17 protein-coding genes are annotated in these 15,311 nt (G+C 71.4%); 10 read left to right on the forward strand and 7 right to left on the reverse strand.

The genetic code is table 11. From position 1 onward, the window contains the following. The first annotated feature begins 25 nt into the window (after positions 1-25). From O5O46_RS27085 to O5O46_RS27095, 3 genes are all read left to right on the forward strand, one after another. On the forward strand, positions 26-277 hold the full coding sequence (locus tag O5O46_RS27085; protein ID WP_269858207.1) for an acyl carrier protein: 252 nt from the start codon (positions 26-28) through the stop codon (positions 275-277). Between the two features lie 2 nt (positions 278-279). Continuing rightward, complete coding sequence (locus O5O46_RS27090; protein WP_269858208.1) at positions 280-768, forward strand: SRPBCC family protein; 489 nt, start codon at positions 280-282, stop codon at positions 766-768. Positions 769-877: 109 nt separating this feature from the next. Further along, entirely contained in the window at positions 878-1,210 is a 333-nt protein-coding gene (locus tag O5O46_RS27095) for a TcmI family type II polyketide cyclase (RefSeq protein WP_269858209.1), read from the forward strand. Positions 1,211-1,212: 2 nt separating this feature from the next. Here O5O46_RS27095 and O5O46_RS27100 read toward each other — a convergent pair whose 3' ends face one another. The 3 genes from O5O46_RS27100 to O5O46_RS27110 all read right to left on the reverse strand — a co-directional run bounded on the left by O5O46_RS27100 (position 1,213) and on the right by O5O46_RS27110 (position 4,383). Then, on the reverse strand, positions 1,213-2,244 hold the full coding sequence (locus tag O5O46_RS27100; protein ID WP_269858210.1) for a methyltransferase: 1,032 nt from the start codon (positions 2,242-2,244) through the stop codon (positions 1,213-1,215). Positions 2,245-2,274: 30 nt separating this feature from the next. Continuing rightward, positions 2,275-3,333 carry a right-handed parallel beta-helix repeat-containing protein gene (locus O5O46_RS27105; RefSeq protein ID WP_269858211.1) on the reverse strand — a complete coding sequence of 353 codons (1,059 nt, stop codon included), beginning with the start codon at positions 3,331-3,333 and terminating at the stop codon, positions 2,275-2,277. A gap of 264 nt (positions 3,334-3,597) precedes the next feature. Beyond that, positions 3,598-4,383, reverse strand: coding sequence for a VOC family protein (locus tag O5O46_RS27110; protein ID WP_269858290.1), 786 nt, complete (start codon positions 4,381-4,383; stop codon positions 3,598-3,600). A gap of 284 nt (positions 4,384-4,667) precedes the next feature. On the opposite strand from O5O46_RS27110, the gene gndA reads away from it, so the two are divergent. After that, positions 4,668-6,104 (forward strand): NADP-dependent phosphogluconate dehydrogenase, encoded by a 1,437-nt coding sequence (gene gndA / locus O5O46_RS27115; RefSeq protein WP_269858212.1) that lies wholly within the window; start codon positions 4,668-4,670, stop codon positions 6,102-6,104. Positions 6,105-6,177: 73 nt separating this feature from the next. Here gndA and O5O46_RS27120 read toward each other — a convergent pair whose 3' ends face one another. After that, the gene (locus O5O46_RS27120; RefSeq protein WP_269858213.1) at positions 6,178-7,389 is read right to left on the reverse strand and encodes a PucR family transcriptional regulator; all 1,212 of its coding nucleotides are present in this window, start codon (positions 7,387-7,389) and stop codon (positions 6,178-6,180) included. A 136-nt stretch (positions 7,390-7,525) separates the two neighbouring features. On the opposite strand from O5O46_RS27120, the gene O5O46_RS27125 reads away from it, so the two are divergent. The 3 genes from O5O46_RS27125 (at position 7,526) to O5O46_RS27135 (ending at position 11,060) form a co-directional block, all read left to right on the forward strand. After that, a complete protein-coding gene (locus O5O46_RS27125) occupies positions 7,526-8,713 on the forward strand; it encodes a lactate 2-monooxygenase (RefSeq protein WP_269858291.1) in 1,188 nt (395 codons plus the stop codon). A 10-nt stretch (positions 8,714-8,723) separates the two neighbouring features. Further along, complete coding sequence (locus O5O46_RS27130; protein ID WP_269858214.1) at positions 8,724-9,710, forward strand: 2-hydroxyacid dehydrogenase; 987 nt, start codon at positions 8,724-8,726, stop codon at positions 9,708-9,710. 186 nt (positions 9,711-9,896) lie between these two features. Then, a complete protein-coding gene (locus tag O5O46_RS27135; RefSeq protein ID WP_269858215.1) occupies positions 9,897-11,060 on the forward strand; it encodes a permease in 1,164 nt (387 codons plus the stop codon). A gap of 35 nt (positions 11,061-11,095) precedes the next feature. Here O5O46_RS27135 and O5O46_RS27140 read toward each other — a convergent pair whose 3' ends face one another. The 3 genes from O5O46_RS27140 to O5O46_RS27150 form a co-directional block, all read right to left on the reverse strand. Continuing rightward, positions 11,096-11,383 carry a hypothetical protein gene (locus O5O46_RS27140; protein WP_269858216.1) on the reverse strand — a complete coding sequence of 96 codons (288 nt, stop codon included), beginning with the start codon at positions 11,381-11,383 and terminating at the stop codon, positions 11,096-11,098. Positions 11,384-11,418: 35 nt separating this feature from the next. Next, positions 11,419-12,621, reverse strand: coding sequence for a globin domain-containing protein (locus tag O5O46_RS27145; protein ID WP_269858217.1), 1,203 nt, complete (start codon positions 12,619-12,621; stop codon positions 11,419-11,421). Between the two features lie 88 nt (positions 12,622-12,709). Then, entirely contained in the window at positions 12,710-13,147 is a 438-nt protein-coding gene (locus O5O46_RS27150; protein ID WP_269858218.1) for an RrF2 family transcriptional regulator, read from the reverse strand. Positions 13,148-13,308: 161 nt separating this feature from the next. On the opposite strand from O5O46_RS27150, the gene O5O46_RS27155 reads away from it, so the two are divergent. From O5O46_RS27155 to O5O46_RS27165, 3 genes are read left to right on the forward strand one after another with little or no spacing between them, the layout of a single operon-like run. Next, on the forward strand, positions 13,309-14,169 hold the full coding sequence (locus O5O46_RS27155; protein WP_269858219.1) for a polysaccharide deacetylase family protein: 861 nt from the start codon (positions 13,309-13,311) through the stop codon (positions 14,167-14,169). A 14-nt stretch (positions 14,170-14,183) separates the two neighbouring features. Beyond that, positions 14,184-14,966: a uracil-DNA glycosylase gene (locus O5O46_RS27160; RefSeq protein ID WP_269858220.1), complete on the forward strand. Its 783-nt coding sequence runs from the start codon at positions 14,184-14,186 to the stop codon at positions 14,964-14,966. Between the two features lie 47 nt (positions 14,967-15,013). Next, positions 15,014-15,295, forward strand: a complete 282-nt coding sequence (locus O5O46_RS27165; RefSeq protein ID WP_269858221.1) for a hypothetical protein — start codon at positions 15,014-15,016, stop codon at positions 15,293-15,295. Positions 15,296-15,311: the final 16 nt, after the last annotated feature.

Consider the following 15,311-nt stretch of genomic DNA (forward strand, 5'->3'; position numbering starts at 1 on the left):
CAGCGGAACCGGAAGGAGAGTAGTGGTGAGCGATCGACTGACCTTCGACGAGTTGGCCTCGTTGATGAAGAGCAGCGCCGGAATCACCGTGGAGGCCGGGGAGTTGGAGAGCCGCCCCGACTCACCCTTCGCCGAGTTCGGGCTGGACTCGCTCGGCCTGCTCGGCATCGCGGAGAAGCTGGAACACCGCTTCGGGCAGCCCGTTGAGGCGGAGAACTGCAAGACCCCCGCCGAGTTGCTCGACCTGGTCAACTCGGCACTGATCGCGGGAGCGTGACCATGTCCGGACACACCGAGAACGAGATCACCATCGCGGCCCCCTTCGACCTCGTCTGGGACGTCACCAACGACCTGGAGAACTGGCCCCGCCTGTTCAGCGAATACCGCAGCGTCGAAGTGCTCGGCCGGGAAGGCGACAAGACGACCTTCCGGCTGACCATGCACCCCGACGACAACGGCCAGGTCTGGAGCTGGGTGTCGGAACGCGAAACCCACCGGGACGCCCGCACCGTACGGGCGCGCCGGGTCGAGCCGGGACCGTTCGAGTTCATGGACATCAGGTGGGAGTACGCGCAGACCCCGGACGGCGGCACGAGGATGCGCTGGATCCAGGACTTCGCCATGAAGCCCACCGCACCCGTGGACGACGCCGGGATGACGGACCACCTCAACCGCAACACGCGGATCCAGATGGACCTCATCCGGGAGAAGATCGAACGCCGGGCCCGGGTACGCACCGAGTACGCGGAGTCCACCGTCTCCAACTAGCCCCCACCCCAGGGTGCCTGCCCCGGCCGGAAGGTCCGGCCGGGGCACGCCTGGACCGCCCGCGCACGCCCGGACCGGCGTGCCCCCCACGAGCGAGAGGACACCGCCCATGCACCGCGCCTTGATCGTGGCCCGGATGAAGCCTGGCTCCGCCCCCGGCATCGCCGAGGTCTTCGCCGACTCCGACCGCGGCGAACTGCCGCATCTGATAGGCGTCAGCGGCCGCAGCCTCTTCCAGTTCGGCGATGTGTACCTGCATCTGATCGAGGCCGACGAGCCGCCCGGCCCCCGGGTCGCCAGCCTGACCGGCCACCCGGAGTTCCGCAGCGTCAGCGAACGGCTCACCGCCTTCGTCCGGGCCTACGACCCGAAGACCTGGCGGGAGCCGAAGGACGCCATGGCCCACGAGTTCTACCGGTGGGACCGGGACGGCACCGCCTGACCTCACACCGGCACGCTCGCCTCGAAGGCGTGCAGATAGGCGTTGATCGGCTGGATGTCACCCAGTTCGAGACCGGCCGCCGTCATCGCCTGGACCAGGCTCTCCTTGGAGTGCTTGGCGCCGCCCACGTTGAGCAGCAGCAGCAGGTCCATGGCGGTGGTGAACCGCATCGACGGGCTGTCGTCCACCAGGTTCTCGATGACGATGACCCGGGCGCCCGGACTCGCCGCGGCGATCACGTTCCGCAGCGTCAGCCGGGTGCTCTCGTCGTCCCACTCCAGAATGTTCTTGATGATGTACAGGTCCGCCCGCACTGGCACGTCCTCCCGGCAGTCACCGGGCAGGAGTTGGGCCCGGTCGGCCAGCGGGCCGCCGGGGCGCAGCCGGGGATCGGCGTTCGCCACCACCTTCGGCAGGTCGAGCAGGGTGCCGCGCAGCTTCGGGTCCCTCTCCAGCAGGCTGGCGATCACATGGCCCTGTCCGCCGCCGATGTCCACCACGCTCGACACACCTGTGAGGTCGACATACGCGGCGAAGTCCTCGGCGGACTGCTTGCTGGACTGCGTCATGGCCTTGTTGAACACCTCGGCCGACGCGCCCGCGCCGTCGTGCAGGTAGTCGAAGAACTCCTTGCCGAAGACATCGGGGAAGACCTTCCGGCCCGACCGTACGGCCTCGTCAAGCCGCGGCCACACCTGCCAGGTCCACGGCTCGGTGCACCACAGTGAGATGTAGCGCAGGCTGTTCGGGGTGTCCTCGCGCAGCAGCCGGGACATCTCGGTGTGCGTCCACCGGTCGTTACCGGTCTCGGCGAAGATGTCGTAGCAGGACAGCGTGCGCAGCAGTCGGCGCAGCGGTCGCACCTCGGTGTTCAGTGCCGCTGCCAACTCCTCGGTGCTGGTCGGAGCGTCCTGCAGGGCGTCCGCCAGGCGCAGTTGTGCCGCCGCGCGGACGGCCGCGGCGCACGCGGCGCCGAAGACCAGCTCCCGAAGGCGCATGCCCGCGGCCGGTGAGGTGGGTTGTGCGGTGGTCATGAGGCCGCCTTCCGGGTTGTGGGGGCGCCGTCAGCACGAGCCGGTGGGCTCGGAGGTACGGCAGTAGTTCCTGACGAAGGTGTTGTCCGTGCCGACGTCCCGATCGGCAAGGTCCGCCGGGGCGTTGTCGCGCACCGTGTTGTCACGAACGGTGATGCCGGAGTTGGGCGCTCCGAACCTGCTGCGGAACAGTACGATCCCGCCGGACATGGGCGTTCGGCCACGGTTGCCGCGCACCAGGTTGTGCGTCACCAGCGTCTGCTCCGCCCCGGTGACCAGGATTCCCACGCCTTGTGTCATCGACATGTGGGCGCTCGGGCCGCAGTACTTGTTGTTGAGTTCCACCCGGTTGTGGCGGACGGACAGGGCGCCGGCGCGGGGGATGTTCTCGTCGCCCACTACGAAGACGCCGCCGCAGTTGCCGGTGATGGTGTTGTGCTTGACCACCAGGTTCCGGGCCCGACGGATCACCACGCCGAAGCGGTTGCCCTGGACGGTGTTGCCCGAGATGACCGCGCCCTGCGTGTCGAGCGCCCCGGCCTCCCGGCCGATCACGTTCGCCAGCAGGATGCCCGACTGGCCGTTGTCCCTGATGACGTTGCGCTTGAACTCACCACGGGTGGAAAGCTGTTGGCTGATGCCCTGCTGCCCGCTGTTCTGGACGAGTACGTTGCGCACGCTCATCCGGTCCGTCCAGGAGGCCGCGATGCCGTCGTTCGGGAAGCCGGAGACGGCGAGCGATCTGATCCGTACGCCGGGGATCGGCTGGTCCGGGGTGCCGGTGACGCAGATCCCGTGACCGGCCCGTGCGCAGGCGGTGCCGGACCGGGTGGCGCCGGGGGCGAGCACGGTACGGGGGCCCATGCCGCGGATCGTCAGGCCCGGGACGGTGACCTCGACGCTCTCCCGGTAGGTGCCGGGGAGCAGCAGCAGGGTCTCGCCGGGGCTGGCCCGGTCGACCGCCTCCTGGATCGACTCACCCGGGCGGACGATGTGCCGGTTCGCCGCGCTGGCGGGAGGTGCCGCCACGAATCCGGCGACGAGGAGTGTGGCGAGCGGCGCGAGATGGCGGGAGCTTCGCTGGGGCATGGGCCGATGCTGCCTTCCTGAAGACCAGCGGCGGAGCACCCTGGGTGCTCCGCCGCCCGGCGGTGCGGGGACGTTGCGGGGAAGCAGGGCGCGCTGCCTGCCGCCTCGAAGCTATGAGGGCCCGTCAGCCCCCGCCACTCGTACGCCTCCGTCCGGCGCGGCCGATGCTCCGCAAGGGGTAACCGGCGGCTCTCGGCTGGTCCGCGATGGTTCGCGCCCCGTGCGCTCGCCACCGCGGCGGAAGGCCGAGCCGCGCGGCGACCGTTACTCAGTGGCACTCGTGATGACCGAGAAGCTGGCGCCGAACGGGTCGGTGAGGGCGGCCATCCGGCCGACGCCCGGCACGGTCTCCGGCGGCATGGCGACCTCGCCGCCGTTCTCCTGGGCCACGCCGATCGCGGCGTCGCAGTCGGCCACCTCGAAGTACGGCCGCCAGCGGGTCGTCCAACCCTCCTGCCGCATCTCGTCGCTGAGCCCCATGATCCCGCCCTGACGGGCGTCCTCGCCGCCACCGGCGGGGGAGACCACGGTGTACGTGAAGCCGTCCATGGGCATGTCCTGGATCTGCCAGTCGAAGACCGAGTGGTAGAACGCCTTCGCCCGCTCCGGGTCGGCGGTGTGCAGCTCCGCCCAGCACAGGGTGTTCGGGTCGTTGACCGCGCCCAGGCCCCGAGTGTCCCCGGGCTGCCACACGGCGAAGTCGGCGCCGGTGGGATCGGTGAAGGCAGCCAGCCGGCCCGCGGTGAAGACGTCCATCGGCGCCATCCGGATCGAGCCGCCGGCCTGCTCCACCGCCTTGGCGGTGGCGTCCGCGTCGGGCGTGTGGAAGTGCACGGTCCAGGCCGAGGCGGCGCCCTCCTGCATCAGCGGGCCGGCGGCGGCGACGATCTTCCCGTCGAGGGTGAACATGCCATAGCCGCCCGCCTCCGGCCCCTGGGACTGGAAGTCCCAGCCGAACAGCGCGCCGTAGAAGTCGGCGGAGGCCGCCACATCGGGGCTGCCGAGGTCGACCCAGAGAAGCGATCCAGGCACGTAGGGAGTGGTGATCATGACGGTGGCCCTCCGAGGTTCAGCCATGGCGGGGACCGCCCTCCGGCCAGCGGATTCGGGCGGTTTCCCGTGGACGAGTTCAGCATGGCAGGGGGCACTGACAATCGCCCCGCCCGGCGCCCGGCGCCCCGCCGTGCGCGAACCGCGCCACTGGCACATAGTGGGATTGCCGGGGGTAGGACCGCCCCCTACGCAGAGGCGCTTCACCCCTATTCACCAGGCCGACCGCCAGACGTGCTCCGTCAACGACGGCTACACTTCGCGCTGACTTGAAGGAGCGTCAGATGACTGCCAAAGCGCAGATCGGGGTCACCGGGCTCGCGGTCATGGGCCGCAACCTCGCCCGTAACTTCGCCCGCAACGGCTACACCGTCGCCGTCCACAACCGCACCCCCGCCAGGACCCGTGCGCTGATCGACGAGTTCGGACACGAGGGCGACTTCGTACCCACGGAGACCGCCGAGGAGTTCGTCGCCTCGTTGGAGCGGCCGCGGCGGCTGCTGGTGATGGTCAAGGCGGGGGAGCCCACCGACGAGGTCATCAGGGAGTTCGCGCCGCTGCTCGAAGACGGCGACATGATCATCGACGGTGGCAACGCCCACTTCGCGGACACCCGGCGCCGGGAGGCCGCGCTGCGCGAACAGGGCATCCACTTCGTGGGCACCGGCGTGTCGGGCGGTGAGGAGGGCGCGCTGCACGGGCCGAGCATCATGCCCGGCGGCTCGGTGGAGTCGTACCGCACGCTCGGGCCGATGCTGGAGAAGATCAGCGCCAAGGTGGACGGCGCCCCGTGCTGCACGCACATCGGAACGGACGGCGCCGGGCACTTCGTGAAGATGGTGCACAACGGCATCGAGTACGCCGACATGCAGCTGATCGCCGAGGCGTACGACCTGCTGCGCCGGGCCGCGGGCATGACACCCCAGCGGATCGCGGAGACCTTCCGGCGCTGGAACACCGGACGGCTGGACTCGTACCTCATCGAGATCACCGCCGACGTGCTCACCCACCCCGACGCCGCCACCGGCAAGCCCTTCGTCGACATCGTCGCCGACCAGGCCGAGCAGAAGGGCACCGGCCGCTGGACCGTACAGACCGCGCTCGACCTCGGCGTACCGGTGCCGGGCATCGCCGAGGCGGTCTTCGCCCGGTCACTGTCCGGCCACACCGACCTGCGCGCCGCCGCCCGCTCGCTGCCCGGCCCCAAGGGCAACGTGCTGGACGCCAAGAGCGCGGAACGCTTCGCCGACCAGGTCGAACACGCCCTGTACGCCTCGAAGATCGTCTCCTACGCGCAGGGCTGGAACATGATCCAGGCCGGCGCCACCGAGTACGGCTGGGACATCGACCTGGGCGCCGTCGCCTCGATCTGGCGCGGCGGATGCATCATCCGCGCCGCCTTCCTGGACCGCATCCGCGCCGCGTTCGACGCCGATCCGGCGCTGCCGAGCCTGCTGGCGGACGCGCAGTTCGCCAAGGAGATCGGCGAAGCCCAGAGCGCCTGGCGCACCGTGGTGGCGGCGGCCGGTGAGCACGGCATCCCGGCCCCCGGCTTCTCCGCGGCGCTCGCGTACTACGACGCGCTGCGCGCCGAGCGGCTGCCCGCGGCGCTCACCCAGGCACAGCGCGACTACTTCGGTGCGCACACGTACCGCCGCGTTGACCGCGACGGCAGCTTCCACACTCGGTGGGGGCAGGACAAGTCCGAGGCGGAGGCGTAGTGCCCGCCCGGCGGATCTGACGCTGGGGCGCGGCTTTTCACGGACCGCACGTGCCAGGAACCCCGGGCAACCCTCAAACACCGCCCGCGCCCGGCCGGTTGGCCAGGGTGCGGGCGATGTCCAGGGTCAGGCGGTGCCAGGGCTGGCGCGGGTCGCGTGCGGTGAGTTGGGCGATGCGGCGCAGCCGGTAGCGCATCGACTGCGGGTGCAGATGGAGCTCGCGGGCCGCCGCGGTGGCCGAGCCGTTGTCCAGGTAGGCGCCGAGCGCGGTCAGCAGGTGCCGCTGGGCGGGCTCGACCAGCGGGCCCAGCACGACGCGGGCGATCTGGTCCGCGGTGGCGGAGGCGCGGCCCGCGAGCAGGCTCAGTACGTGCGCGTCGGCGTCGGTGAGCAGCCGTCCGGGCTGGTGGGCGTGGCCGGGAGCGGTGTCCAGCGCGTCCGCGGCCAGTCGGTACGCGGCGGCGACGCGGTCGGGGCCCTCCCGGGTGATCGCACAGCCACGCCACGCCCGGGTGTGCAACGCCGCCGCGGCCTCCTCGGCCGCGGCGGCGGGCAGCAACAGGACGACACGCGGGCCGCGGGTGGTGGCCAGCGGTGTCACACCGCCCGCGTACGGGGTGAGCGCCTCCAGCAGTTCGGCCGCGGTCGCCTCGGTCACCGAGTGCGCGGCGGCCTCCGGGAACGCCTCGGGACCGCCCGGCTCGGCCAGCAAGAGGCAGTAAGGATCGGGGAGTTGAACCTCCAGCCGCTGGGCGCGGTCGGCGATCGCGCCGGCCGAGGCGTGGCGTCCGGCGATCAGGTCGTCCAGCAGATCGCGCAGCGCGCGGGTGCGGTCGCTCGCCAGGTACTCGGCGGTGGCGGCGTAGGCGGTTCCCATCACCTCGGAGAGGGTGTCCAGGGTGGTGAGCAGCAGCCGGGTGAGGGCGAAGATGTCCGCACTGTCCACCTCGCCGCCGGTGCGTGCCGCGATCAGCTCGGTGATGGTGGTCAGCGCCACCCGGTAGGCCCGTAGCACGGCCTGTACCGGGCGGCCGTCGGCGGCGCGGGCCGCCGCGATGCCGCGCAGCAGCCGCAGGTCGGCGGCCTCCAGCCGGCCGTCGACGGTCCACCGGTGCAGGACGCGGTGCAACGCCTTTCCGGTGATGGCTCTGACCTCGGCCATCCGCCCGTCGTCCAGCGCGGCGTAGGCGGGCACCCGCTCGTGCACCGCGGCGATGATCGCCTCGACGGTTCGCGGGTCGCCCATCAGCTCCCGCCGGATCCGTTCCCGTTCGCGGTGCGCCACCCGCGGCCCCTTCCGACTTTGTCACATGGTGATAGATCTAGCGGTGCCGGGTGCGCACCCCCATGGACTCACATTGTCACTCTGGCGAGGATCGGACGTGCACGGACCCGACCCCGAGGAGAGGCAGGGCGCGTCGATGAGCGACAGCACGGATCAGGCCAAGGAGTGGGCGGCCTTCCAGTACGAGATCTACCTGAACGGCATGACGGGCGCGGTGCCCCGGCTGCCCACCGACCTGACCCGGCTGGAGGAGGTCGCCGAGGCCCGGCTCGGCCCCGGCCCGGTCGGCTATGTGGCGGGCAGCGCGGGCAACGGCCGTACCACGAGGGCGAATCGGGAAGCGCTGGACCGCTGGCAGATCGTTCCCCGCATGCTGCGCGACGTACAACGCCGCGACCTGTCCGTCGAGTTGCTCGGCACCCGGCTGCCGGCACCGCTCGCCCTCGCCCCGGTGGGCGTGCTTTCCATCATGCACCCGGACGCGGAGACCGGGGCCGCCCGGGCCGCCGCCGCGCAGGGCGTACCGTTCATCCTCTCCTCGGCCTCCAGCACGCCGATGGAGCGGGTCGCCGAGGCGATGGGGGAGGCGGAGCGCTGGTTCCAGCTGTACTGGCCCAAGGACCGCGAGGTCACCAAGAGCCTTCTGGGCCGGGCCAAGGCGGCCGGTTACACGGCGCTGTTCGTCACCCTGGACACCTGGCTGCTGGCCTGGCGGCCCCGCGACCTGGACCAGGCGTACCTGCCGTTCCTGCACGGTGTGGGCACCGCCAACTACTTCACGGACCCGGCCTTCCAGGCCGGGCTGGCCAAGCCGGTGCACGAGGACCCCAACGCCGCCGTACTGCATTTCGTGAACATGTTCGCCGACCCCACGAAGACCTGGGACGACCTGGACTTCCTGCGCGAGCACTGGGACGGCCCCATCGTGCTCAAGGGGATACTGCACCCCGACGACGCCCGCCGGGCCGCCGCCGCCGGGATGGACGGCATCGTCGTCTCCAACCACGGCGGGCGCCAGGTCAACGGGGCGATCGGCGCCGCGGACGCACTGCCCGGCGTGGTACAGGCGGTCGGTGACCGGCTCACCGTTCTGTTCGACAGCGGGATCCGCACCGGCGACGACATCTTCAAGGCCCTCGCCCTGGGCGCCCGCGCCGTACTGCTGGGCCGCCCCTACGCGTACGGGCTCGGCCTGGACGGCCAGCCCGGCGTGGAGCACGTCATCCGCTCGCTGCTGGCCGAGTTCGACCTCACGCTGGCCCTGTCAGGACACACCACCGCGGCCCGGCTCACCCCCGCCGCCCTCACCCGTACCAACGCCTAGGAGCCCTGAGTTGTCCATCGAGCAGAACGCACCGCGCAACGTGCTCGCGATCGTCTCCCCGCACGTCGGAGGCCGGGCCGCCGGAACCGCGCTGGCCGCGGTCTTCGCCGACCGTGCCCAGGTCACCGTGGTCGAAGCGGCCGACGAGGACCCGAAGGCGCTACGGGATGCCCATGTCGTCATCACCGGCCTCGGCCCGGTGACCGCAGACCACATCGCCGCCGCGCCCGAGCTGCGACTGATCCAGTGCGCGAGCCACGGCTTCGACTACGTGGACGTGGCCGCCGCCCGGCAGCGCGGCATCCCGGTGAGCACCATCGGATCCAGCGGCGCGGAACAGCAGAACGTCGCCGAGCAGACCTTCGCCCTCATGCTCGCACTGGCCAAGCAGCTCATCCCCGCCCACACCGCGCTGGTCGACGCGGACTGGGCGCTGCCCCGGCTCCAGCAGTCCATCACCGAGCTGTCCGGCAAGACCCTCGGCATCATCGGCTTCGGCCGCATCGGCCAGGAGGTCGCCCGCCGCGCCGCCGCGTTCGAGATGCGGGTGGTCTACACCGACCGGTCCGGTGGATCACCGCGGGACGATCTCCAACTCGAAGCTCATCGCGTCGAGTTGGATGAGCTGCTGCGCACCGCCGACTACGTCTCCGTGCACGCCCCGCTGACCGACGAGAACCGGCATCTGCTCAACGCCGAGCGGCTGCGCATGCTCAAGCCCACCGCGTTCGTCATCAACACCGCACGCGGCGCGCTGATCGACCAGGACGCGCTGGCCGACGCGCTGGAGGCGGGCGCGCTCGCCGGAGCGGGTCTGGACGTCTTCGACCCCGAACCGCCCACCGCCGCACTGCGGTTGCTGCGCGCCCCCAGGGTGGTGCTGTCGCCGCACGTCGCCGGGGTGACCCGGGAGACACTGGTGCGCATCGCGATGGCCGCGGTACGCAACGTCTCCGACTATCTGGACGGCAAGGAGCCGCGGGACATCGTCGGGTGACGGCTCCGGCCGCCCGGCACCAGGTCGCCGTGGACGGCCGGTCCACGCCGCGAGGGTCGCCCGCCGTCACGGCGGGGCGAAACGTCGGGGGCAGGCCCCCGACACCCCCGGCGGGTCGACCGCCATCCCGGCGATGTCTCCGCGCGCCTTCCGCTCGGCGGGTGCCGGGTGCTACGGCATAGGGATATGCCCGCGATCCTGCACGCGCTGTCCATCACCGGTGCCATGACCTGGGAGATCACCTGGGCGCTGATCCTGGGCTTCACCCTGTCCGCCATCGTGCAGGCCGTGGTGCGCAGGTCCACCATCGTGCGGCTGCTGGGCGACGACCGCCCCCGTACCCTCGCCCGAGCGGCGGGCCTGGGGGTGGCGTCGTCCTCCTGCTCGTACGCCGCGGTCGCGCTGGCGCGCGCGCTGTTCCGCAGGGGCGCGAACTTCACCGCCGCGATGGCCTTCGAGATCGCCTCCACCAACCTGGTGGTCGAACTCGGGGTGATCATGGCCCTGTTGATGGGCTGGCAGTTCACCGTCGCGGAGTTCATCGGCGGACCGATCATGATCGTGGTGCTGGCGGTGCTGTTCCGCCTGCTGCTGCGGGAGCCGCTGTTGCGCGAGGCCCGTGCACAGGCGGAGCGCGGGCTGGCCGGTGCCATGGAGGGGCACGCGGCGATGGACATGTCGGTACGGCGCCCCGGGTCGTTCCTCCGGCGGCTGTTCTCTGCCGAGGGCTTCACCGCGACATCGCACGTCTTCGTCATGGAGTGGGCGGCGATCCTGCGGGACCTGCTGGTCGGGCTGCTGATCGCCGGGGCCGTCGCCGCCTGGGTGCCGGACACGTTCTGGCGCGGGTTCTTCTTCGCCGGGCATCCGCTGGCCGCCAGGCTGTGGGGGCCGCTCATCGGGCCGGTGGTGGCGGTGGTGTCGTTCGTCTGCTCCATCGGCAACGTGCCGCTGGCCGTGGTGCTGTGGAAGGGCGGCATCAGCTTCGGCGGCGTGGTCGCGTTCGCCTTCGCCGACCTGCTGATCCTTCCGATCCTCAACATCTACCGGAAGTACTACGGCGCGCGCATGGCCGCCTTCCTGCTGGCCACCTTCTACGTCGCGACGGTGGTCGCCGGCTACTGCGTCGAGTTCCTCTTCGGCGGGGTGCGGCTCGTCCCCGACCAGGCCAGGGCCAGGCTCCCGGTGGAGGGGGTGTCCTGGAACTACACCACCTGGCTCAACATCGTCTTCCTGGTGCTGGCGGCGGTGCTGCTGGTGCGCTTCGTCCGCACCGGCGGGTTCGCCATGCTGCGGATGATGGGCGGCTCACCGGCCGTGTCCGGTGACCACGGCCACGGCGCCCAATAGGCCCGCGGTACGGGCGGTTTGGGCGCCGCGTCGGGTCATACGATGGCGCGCTCCGGGATGGGCACCTCCTCGCCGTCCACCTCCAGGGTGACGCGGGGGATGGCGGAGCCGAACCGGGCCTGGTGCACATGGATGCGGAACGGCAGGGGCGGGTCCTCGGGCAGTTCACCGGAGAGCAGGCTGGTGCCGGAGCCGTGCACGCGTTGGCAGAAGACCTCTTTGCCGTCGACCAGCAACTCGATCTCACTGGTCAGCCCGGACCGCACCGTCACCGTGATCGAGTGTCCGGCGTGGTCGATGTGGAAGTGGAACGGGCGCCCCATGACGCACCTCCGTAGTACTCAGGTGCTCATCCAGCTTATGGCCTGTCCGCCGGATCCTCATCGGATGTGCGCGGCGGCAGCCACAGGTCCGGGCCGAACACCTCGTAGTGGATGTCCGCAGCGCGCACACCCAGTTCGAGCAGTTGCGACCGGGCGGCGCGCATGAAGGGCAGCGGGCCGCACAGATAGGCGGTGGTCCGTGGTGGTACGGGGAGGGTGCGCAGGTCGACCAGGCCCGTGCGGTCGGCGGGCCAGGGGCCTTCCGGGTGCTCGTACCAGACGTGCGCGGTGGCGTTCGGCAGCTTGGCGACGAGCTGGTCGAACTCGGTGCGGAAGGCGTGGGTGCGCGGGCCGCGGTCGGCGTGGACGGCGATCACCTGCCGCCGTGCGCCGGTGGCGGCGAGCTGGCCGAGCATGGCGTTCATCGGCGTACAGCCGATCCCGGCGGAGGCGAGCAGCACCGGTGTGTCGCCGTCGTCCAGCGTGACGTCGCCGAACGGGGCGCTGATCCGCAGCACGTCGCCGTCGTGGACGTGCTGGTGCAGATGCCGGGAGACCGTGCCGTCGGCCCTGACGGTGAACTGGAAAGCGGCGGTGCGCGTACCGGACAGACTGTACTGGCGTATCTGCCGTGCGCCGTCGGGGAGTTGGGCCTGGACGGAGACGTACTGGCCCGGCCGGGACGGCGGTGGCGGGGCGCCGTCCGCGGGCCGGACCAGGAACGTGACGACGTCGGCGGTCTCCTGGAACCTGGCCAGCACCTGGTAGTCCCGCCAGGTGTCGCCGTCCGGGGCGCCGAAGCGGGCGTACAGCCGTTCCTCGATGGCGATCAGGGCGTTGGCCATCAGCCAGTACACCTCGTCCCAGGCGGCGGCGACCTCCTCGGTCACCGCGTCCCCCAGCACTTCGACGATGGCCGCGAACAGATGGGTGTGGACGATCTCGTACTGGTCGCGGGTGATGCCGAGCGAGGCGTGCTTGTGGGCGATGCGGGCGAGCATCGTGTCGGGGCGCACCTCGGGGTGGCTGACCAGGGCGCCCGCGAAGGCGGCGATGGAGCCCGCCAGGGCCTGCCGCTGGGCGCCGTTGGCCTGGTTGCCGCGGTTGAACAGGTCGCGCTCCAGCTCGGGGTGCGCGGCGAACAGCCGGGCGTAGAAGGCGGCGGCGATCTCCTCGATGGCCGCGCCCACGGCGGGCAGGGTGGCGCGGATGGTGTCGGCGGACTTCTGAGACAGCATCAAGGGCTCCAAAGTAGTATGTCAGATTCGTATTTTCGAACGCGTGGAACCGGCCTTCGAGCGTGGTGCGCGAGGGGAACGGGCTCGCTCAACCCCGCAGCGGCAGCCCCATCAGGACCGGGCCGGTGGGGGAGGCGACCAGGTCCTGCACGGTGATCGGATCGAGCGCGGCGTAGAAGGCGTCCTGCGCGGCCCGTAGCGCGCTGCGCAGTCGGCAGGCGGCGCGCAGCGGGCACGGCGGCTCGTCCTCGCAGCCGACCACGTCCCCCACCCCCTCCAACTCCCGTACCAGCCGACCCAGCGAGCCGGTGCGCCCGGTGTGGGTGAGGGACAGGCCGCCGCCCCGGCCGCGGCGCGCGTCGACCACGCCGAGGTGCTGGAGCCGGGTCACGACCTTCGCCGCGTGGGTATAGGGCACGGACATCGCGTCAGCCACCTCGCGGGTGGTCGGCGGGTTCTTCCGGTCCGCCACGGCGAGGCGCATCGCGATGCGCAGTGCAAGGTCTGTGCTCTTGGTCAGTCGCACGAGCAGCAGCGTAACTAATGCGAATCTGATGCTCCAGATTGGGTTCCGTAGTACGTCACCTGGTCCTCGGGGCTCCCAGGGCGTGACCAAGATCCAGGTCATAGGGTTGCCCCTGCCGCTCGCCGGAGCGGCGTGGCAGCGGAAGAGACGTGGAGGAACGGATGTCGGTCAGTCGCCGGACGGTACTGGCGGTCATGGCGGGAGGGGTGCTCGCGGGCTGCGGCACCGCACGGAACACCGCCGCGAGCGCGTCGCCGAGGCCCACCGCCACCCCCTCGGCGGAGCCCACGCCCTCGGTGGCGCAGCCGGCCGTGCCCACCCGCGCCGACGAGGTCGCCCGCTACGGACGCCTCACCCCCACCAAGTGGGGGCTCGACGGCGTGCCCGGCATGGTCTCACGGCTGCCCGCCGGACATCGGGCGACAGCGCTGACCTTCGACGCGTGCGGCGGCCGGGGCGGCAGCGAGTACGACAGCGGGTTGATCGAGTGCCTGCGCGCACACAAGGTGCCCGCGACCCTGTTCATCAACTCCCGCTGGATAGACGAGAACCGCGCCACCTTCGACCACCTCGCGGCGGACCCGCTGTTCGAGATAGCCAACCACGGCACCCGGCACCTCCCGCTGTCGGTCTCCGGCCGATCCGCGTACGGGATACCCGGCACCCGTAGCGCCGGAGAGGTGTACGACGAGGTGGCGGGGAACCGGGAGAAGCTCACCAAGCTCCTCGGCCACCCGCCCCGCTACTTCCGCTCGGGCACCGCCTACTGCGACGACGTGGCCGCGCGGATCGTCTCCGACCTCGGTGAGCGGTTCATCAGCTTCGACGTCAACGGCGACGGCGGCGCCACCTTCACCCCGCAGCAGGTGCACCAGGCGGTGCTCACCGCGCGGCACGGCTCCATCGTCATCAGCCACATGAACCACCCGAGGGGCGGCACGGCACGCGGATACGCAACCGCCATACCGCGACTGCTGGAATCCGGCCACCAGTTCGTAAGGCTCTCCGACGCGCTCACATGAGCCATCCTTGGGGCATGCCCGACGAGCGAACCGAGGACCCCGGATACCCGGCACGGCAGGCCTCCCGGATGGCCTCGCTGGAGCAACTGGACGCGACGGTGCCCACCTGCCGCGCGTGCCCCCGCCTGGTGGAGTGGCGCGAGCACACCGCGCGGGTCAAGCGCAGGGCCTTCCAGGACTGGGACTACTGGGCCCGGCCGGTACCCGGCCTCGGGCCACCGGACGCGGCACTGGCCGTCGTCGGGCTGGCTCCCGCCGCGCACGGCGGTAACCGCACCGGCCGGATCTTCACCGGCGACCCATCCGGAGAGGTGCTGTACGCGGCGCTGTACGACGTGGGCCTCGCCTCGCAGCCCACGGCCACCCACCGCGACGACGGGCTGGAACTGTACGGCGTGCGGATCACCTCCCCGGTGCACTGCGCACCGCCGCAGAACCGGCCCACCCCGGCCGAGCGGGACACCTGCCGACCGTGGCTGGCGCGGGAGCTGGAACTGCTGCGGCCCACGCTGCGGGCCGTGGTGGTGCTCGGCGCGTTCGGCTGGCAGGCGCTGCTGCCGGTGCTGGCCAGCGCCGGATGGCGGCTGCCCAGACCGCGCCCGGCCTTCGGGCACGGGGCACAGGTCCTGCTGGCGGACGAGCGCGGCGGCCGGGGACTGCATCTGCTCGGCTGCTACCACCCGAGCCAGCGCAATGTGTTCACCGGTCGGCTCACCCCGGCCATGCTCCGCACCGCGCTGCGCGACGGCGCCGCGCTCGCCGGACTGCCCCGGCCTCCGTCCACCGACGACCGGTGACGGCCCGCCGACATGCGCGGCACGGCAACCTGGCGGAAGGTGAGCATATGAACCACCATCACCGCTCGCCCGCACGGGCGCTCGACATCGACACCCGCCTGGTCACCGCCGGAGCGATGCTCACGGTGTGCGGCTCGCTGGTGGCGTTCGCCGGTTTGGCACTCGCCGGCTTCGCGCTGGTCAACGCGGGACGGCAGTGGGTACGGCAGATGGAGGTGCCGCCCGGCGAACTGGCGGCGGCCAAGCTGCGCCAGGCCAAGCAGGCGTCGCTGGCGGGCATGCAGGCCTGGCAGGCGGCCCAGGGCGACGGCGGCCGGACGAACCCGTAACGGACCCACCTGCCGC

The organism is Streptomyces sp. RPT161 (assembly GCF_027533845.1).
GTDB lineage: Bacteria > Actinomycetota > Actinomycetes > Streptomycetales > Streptomycetaceae > Streptantibioticus_A > Streptantibioticus_A silvisoli_A.

Excerpts from the sequence above, each read along its gene's own strand:
- O5O46_RS27165 (WP_269858221.1), top strand. The coding sequence starts at position 15,014 with ATGAACCACCATCACCGCTCGCCCGCACGGGCGCTCGACATCGACACC.
- O5O46_RS27090 (WP_269858208.1), top strand. The coding sequence starts at position 280 with ATGTCCGGACACACCGAGAACGAGATCACCATCGCGGCCCCCTTCGAC.
- gndA (WP_269858212.1), top strand. The coding sequence starts at position 4,668 with ATGACTGCCAAAGCGCAGATCGGGGTCACCGGGCTCGCGGTCATGGGC.
- O5O46_RS27135 (WP_269858215.1), top strand. The coding sequence starts at position 9,897 with ATGCCCGCGATCCTGCACGCGCTGTCCATCACCGGTGCCATGACCTGG.
- O5O46_RS27100 (WP_269858210.1), bottom strand. The coding sequence starts at position 2,244 with ATGACCACCGCACAACCCACCTCACCGGCCGCGGGCATGCGCCTTCGG.
- O5O46_RS27145 (WP_269858217.1), bottom strand. The coding sequence starts at position 12,621 with ATGCTGTCTCAGAAGTCCGCCGACACCATCCGCGCCACCCTGCCCGCC.
- O5O46_RS27140 (WP_269858216.1), bottom strand. The coding sequence starts at position 11,383 with ATGGGGCGCCCGTTCCACTTCCACATCGACCACGCCGGACACTCGATC.
- O5O46_RS27105 (WP_269858211.1), bottom strand. The coding sequence starts at position 3,333 with ATGCCCCAGCGAAGCTCCCGCCATCTCGCGCCGCTCGCCACACTCCTC.
- O5O46_RS27155 (WP_269858219.1), top strand. The coding sequence starts at position 13,309 with ATGTCGGTCAGTCGCCGGACGGTACTGGCGGTCATGGCGGGAGGGGTG.
- O5O46_RS27095 (WP_269858209.1), top strand. The coding sequence starts at position 878 with ATGCACCGCGCCTTGATCGTGGCCCGGATGAAGCCTGGCTCCGCCCCC.
- O5O46_RS27110 (WP_269858290.1), bottom strand. The coding sequence starts at position 4,383 with ATGATCACCACTCCCTACGTGCCTGGATCGCTTCTCTGGGTCGACCTC.
- O5O46_RS27160 (WP_269858220.1), top strand. The coding sequence starts at position 14,184 with ATGCCCGACGAGCGAACCGAGGACCCCGGATACCCGGCACGGCAGGCC.
- O5O46_RS27125 (WP_269858291.1), top strand. The coding sequence starts at position 7,526 with ATGAGCGACAGCACGGATCAGGCCAAGGAGTGGGCGGCCTTCCAGTAC.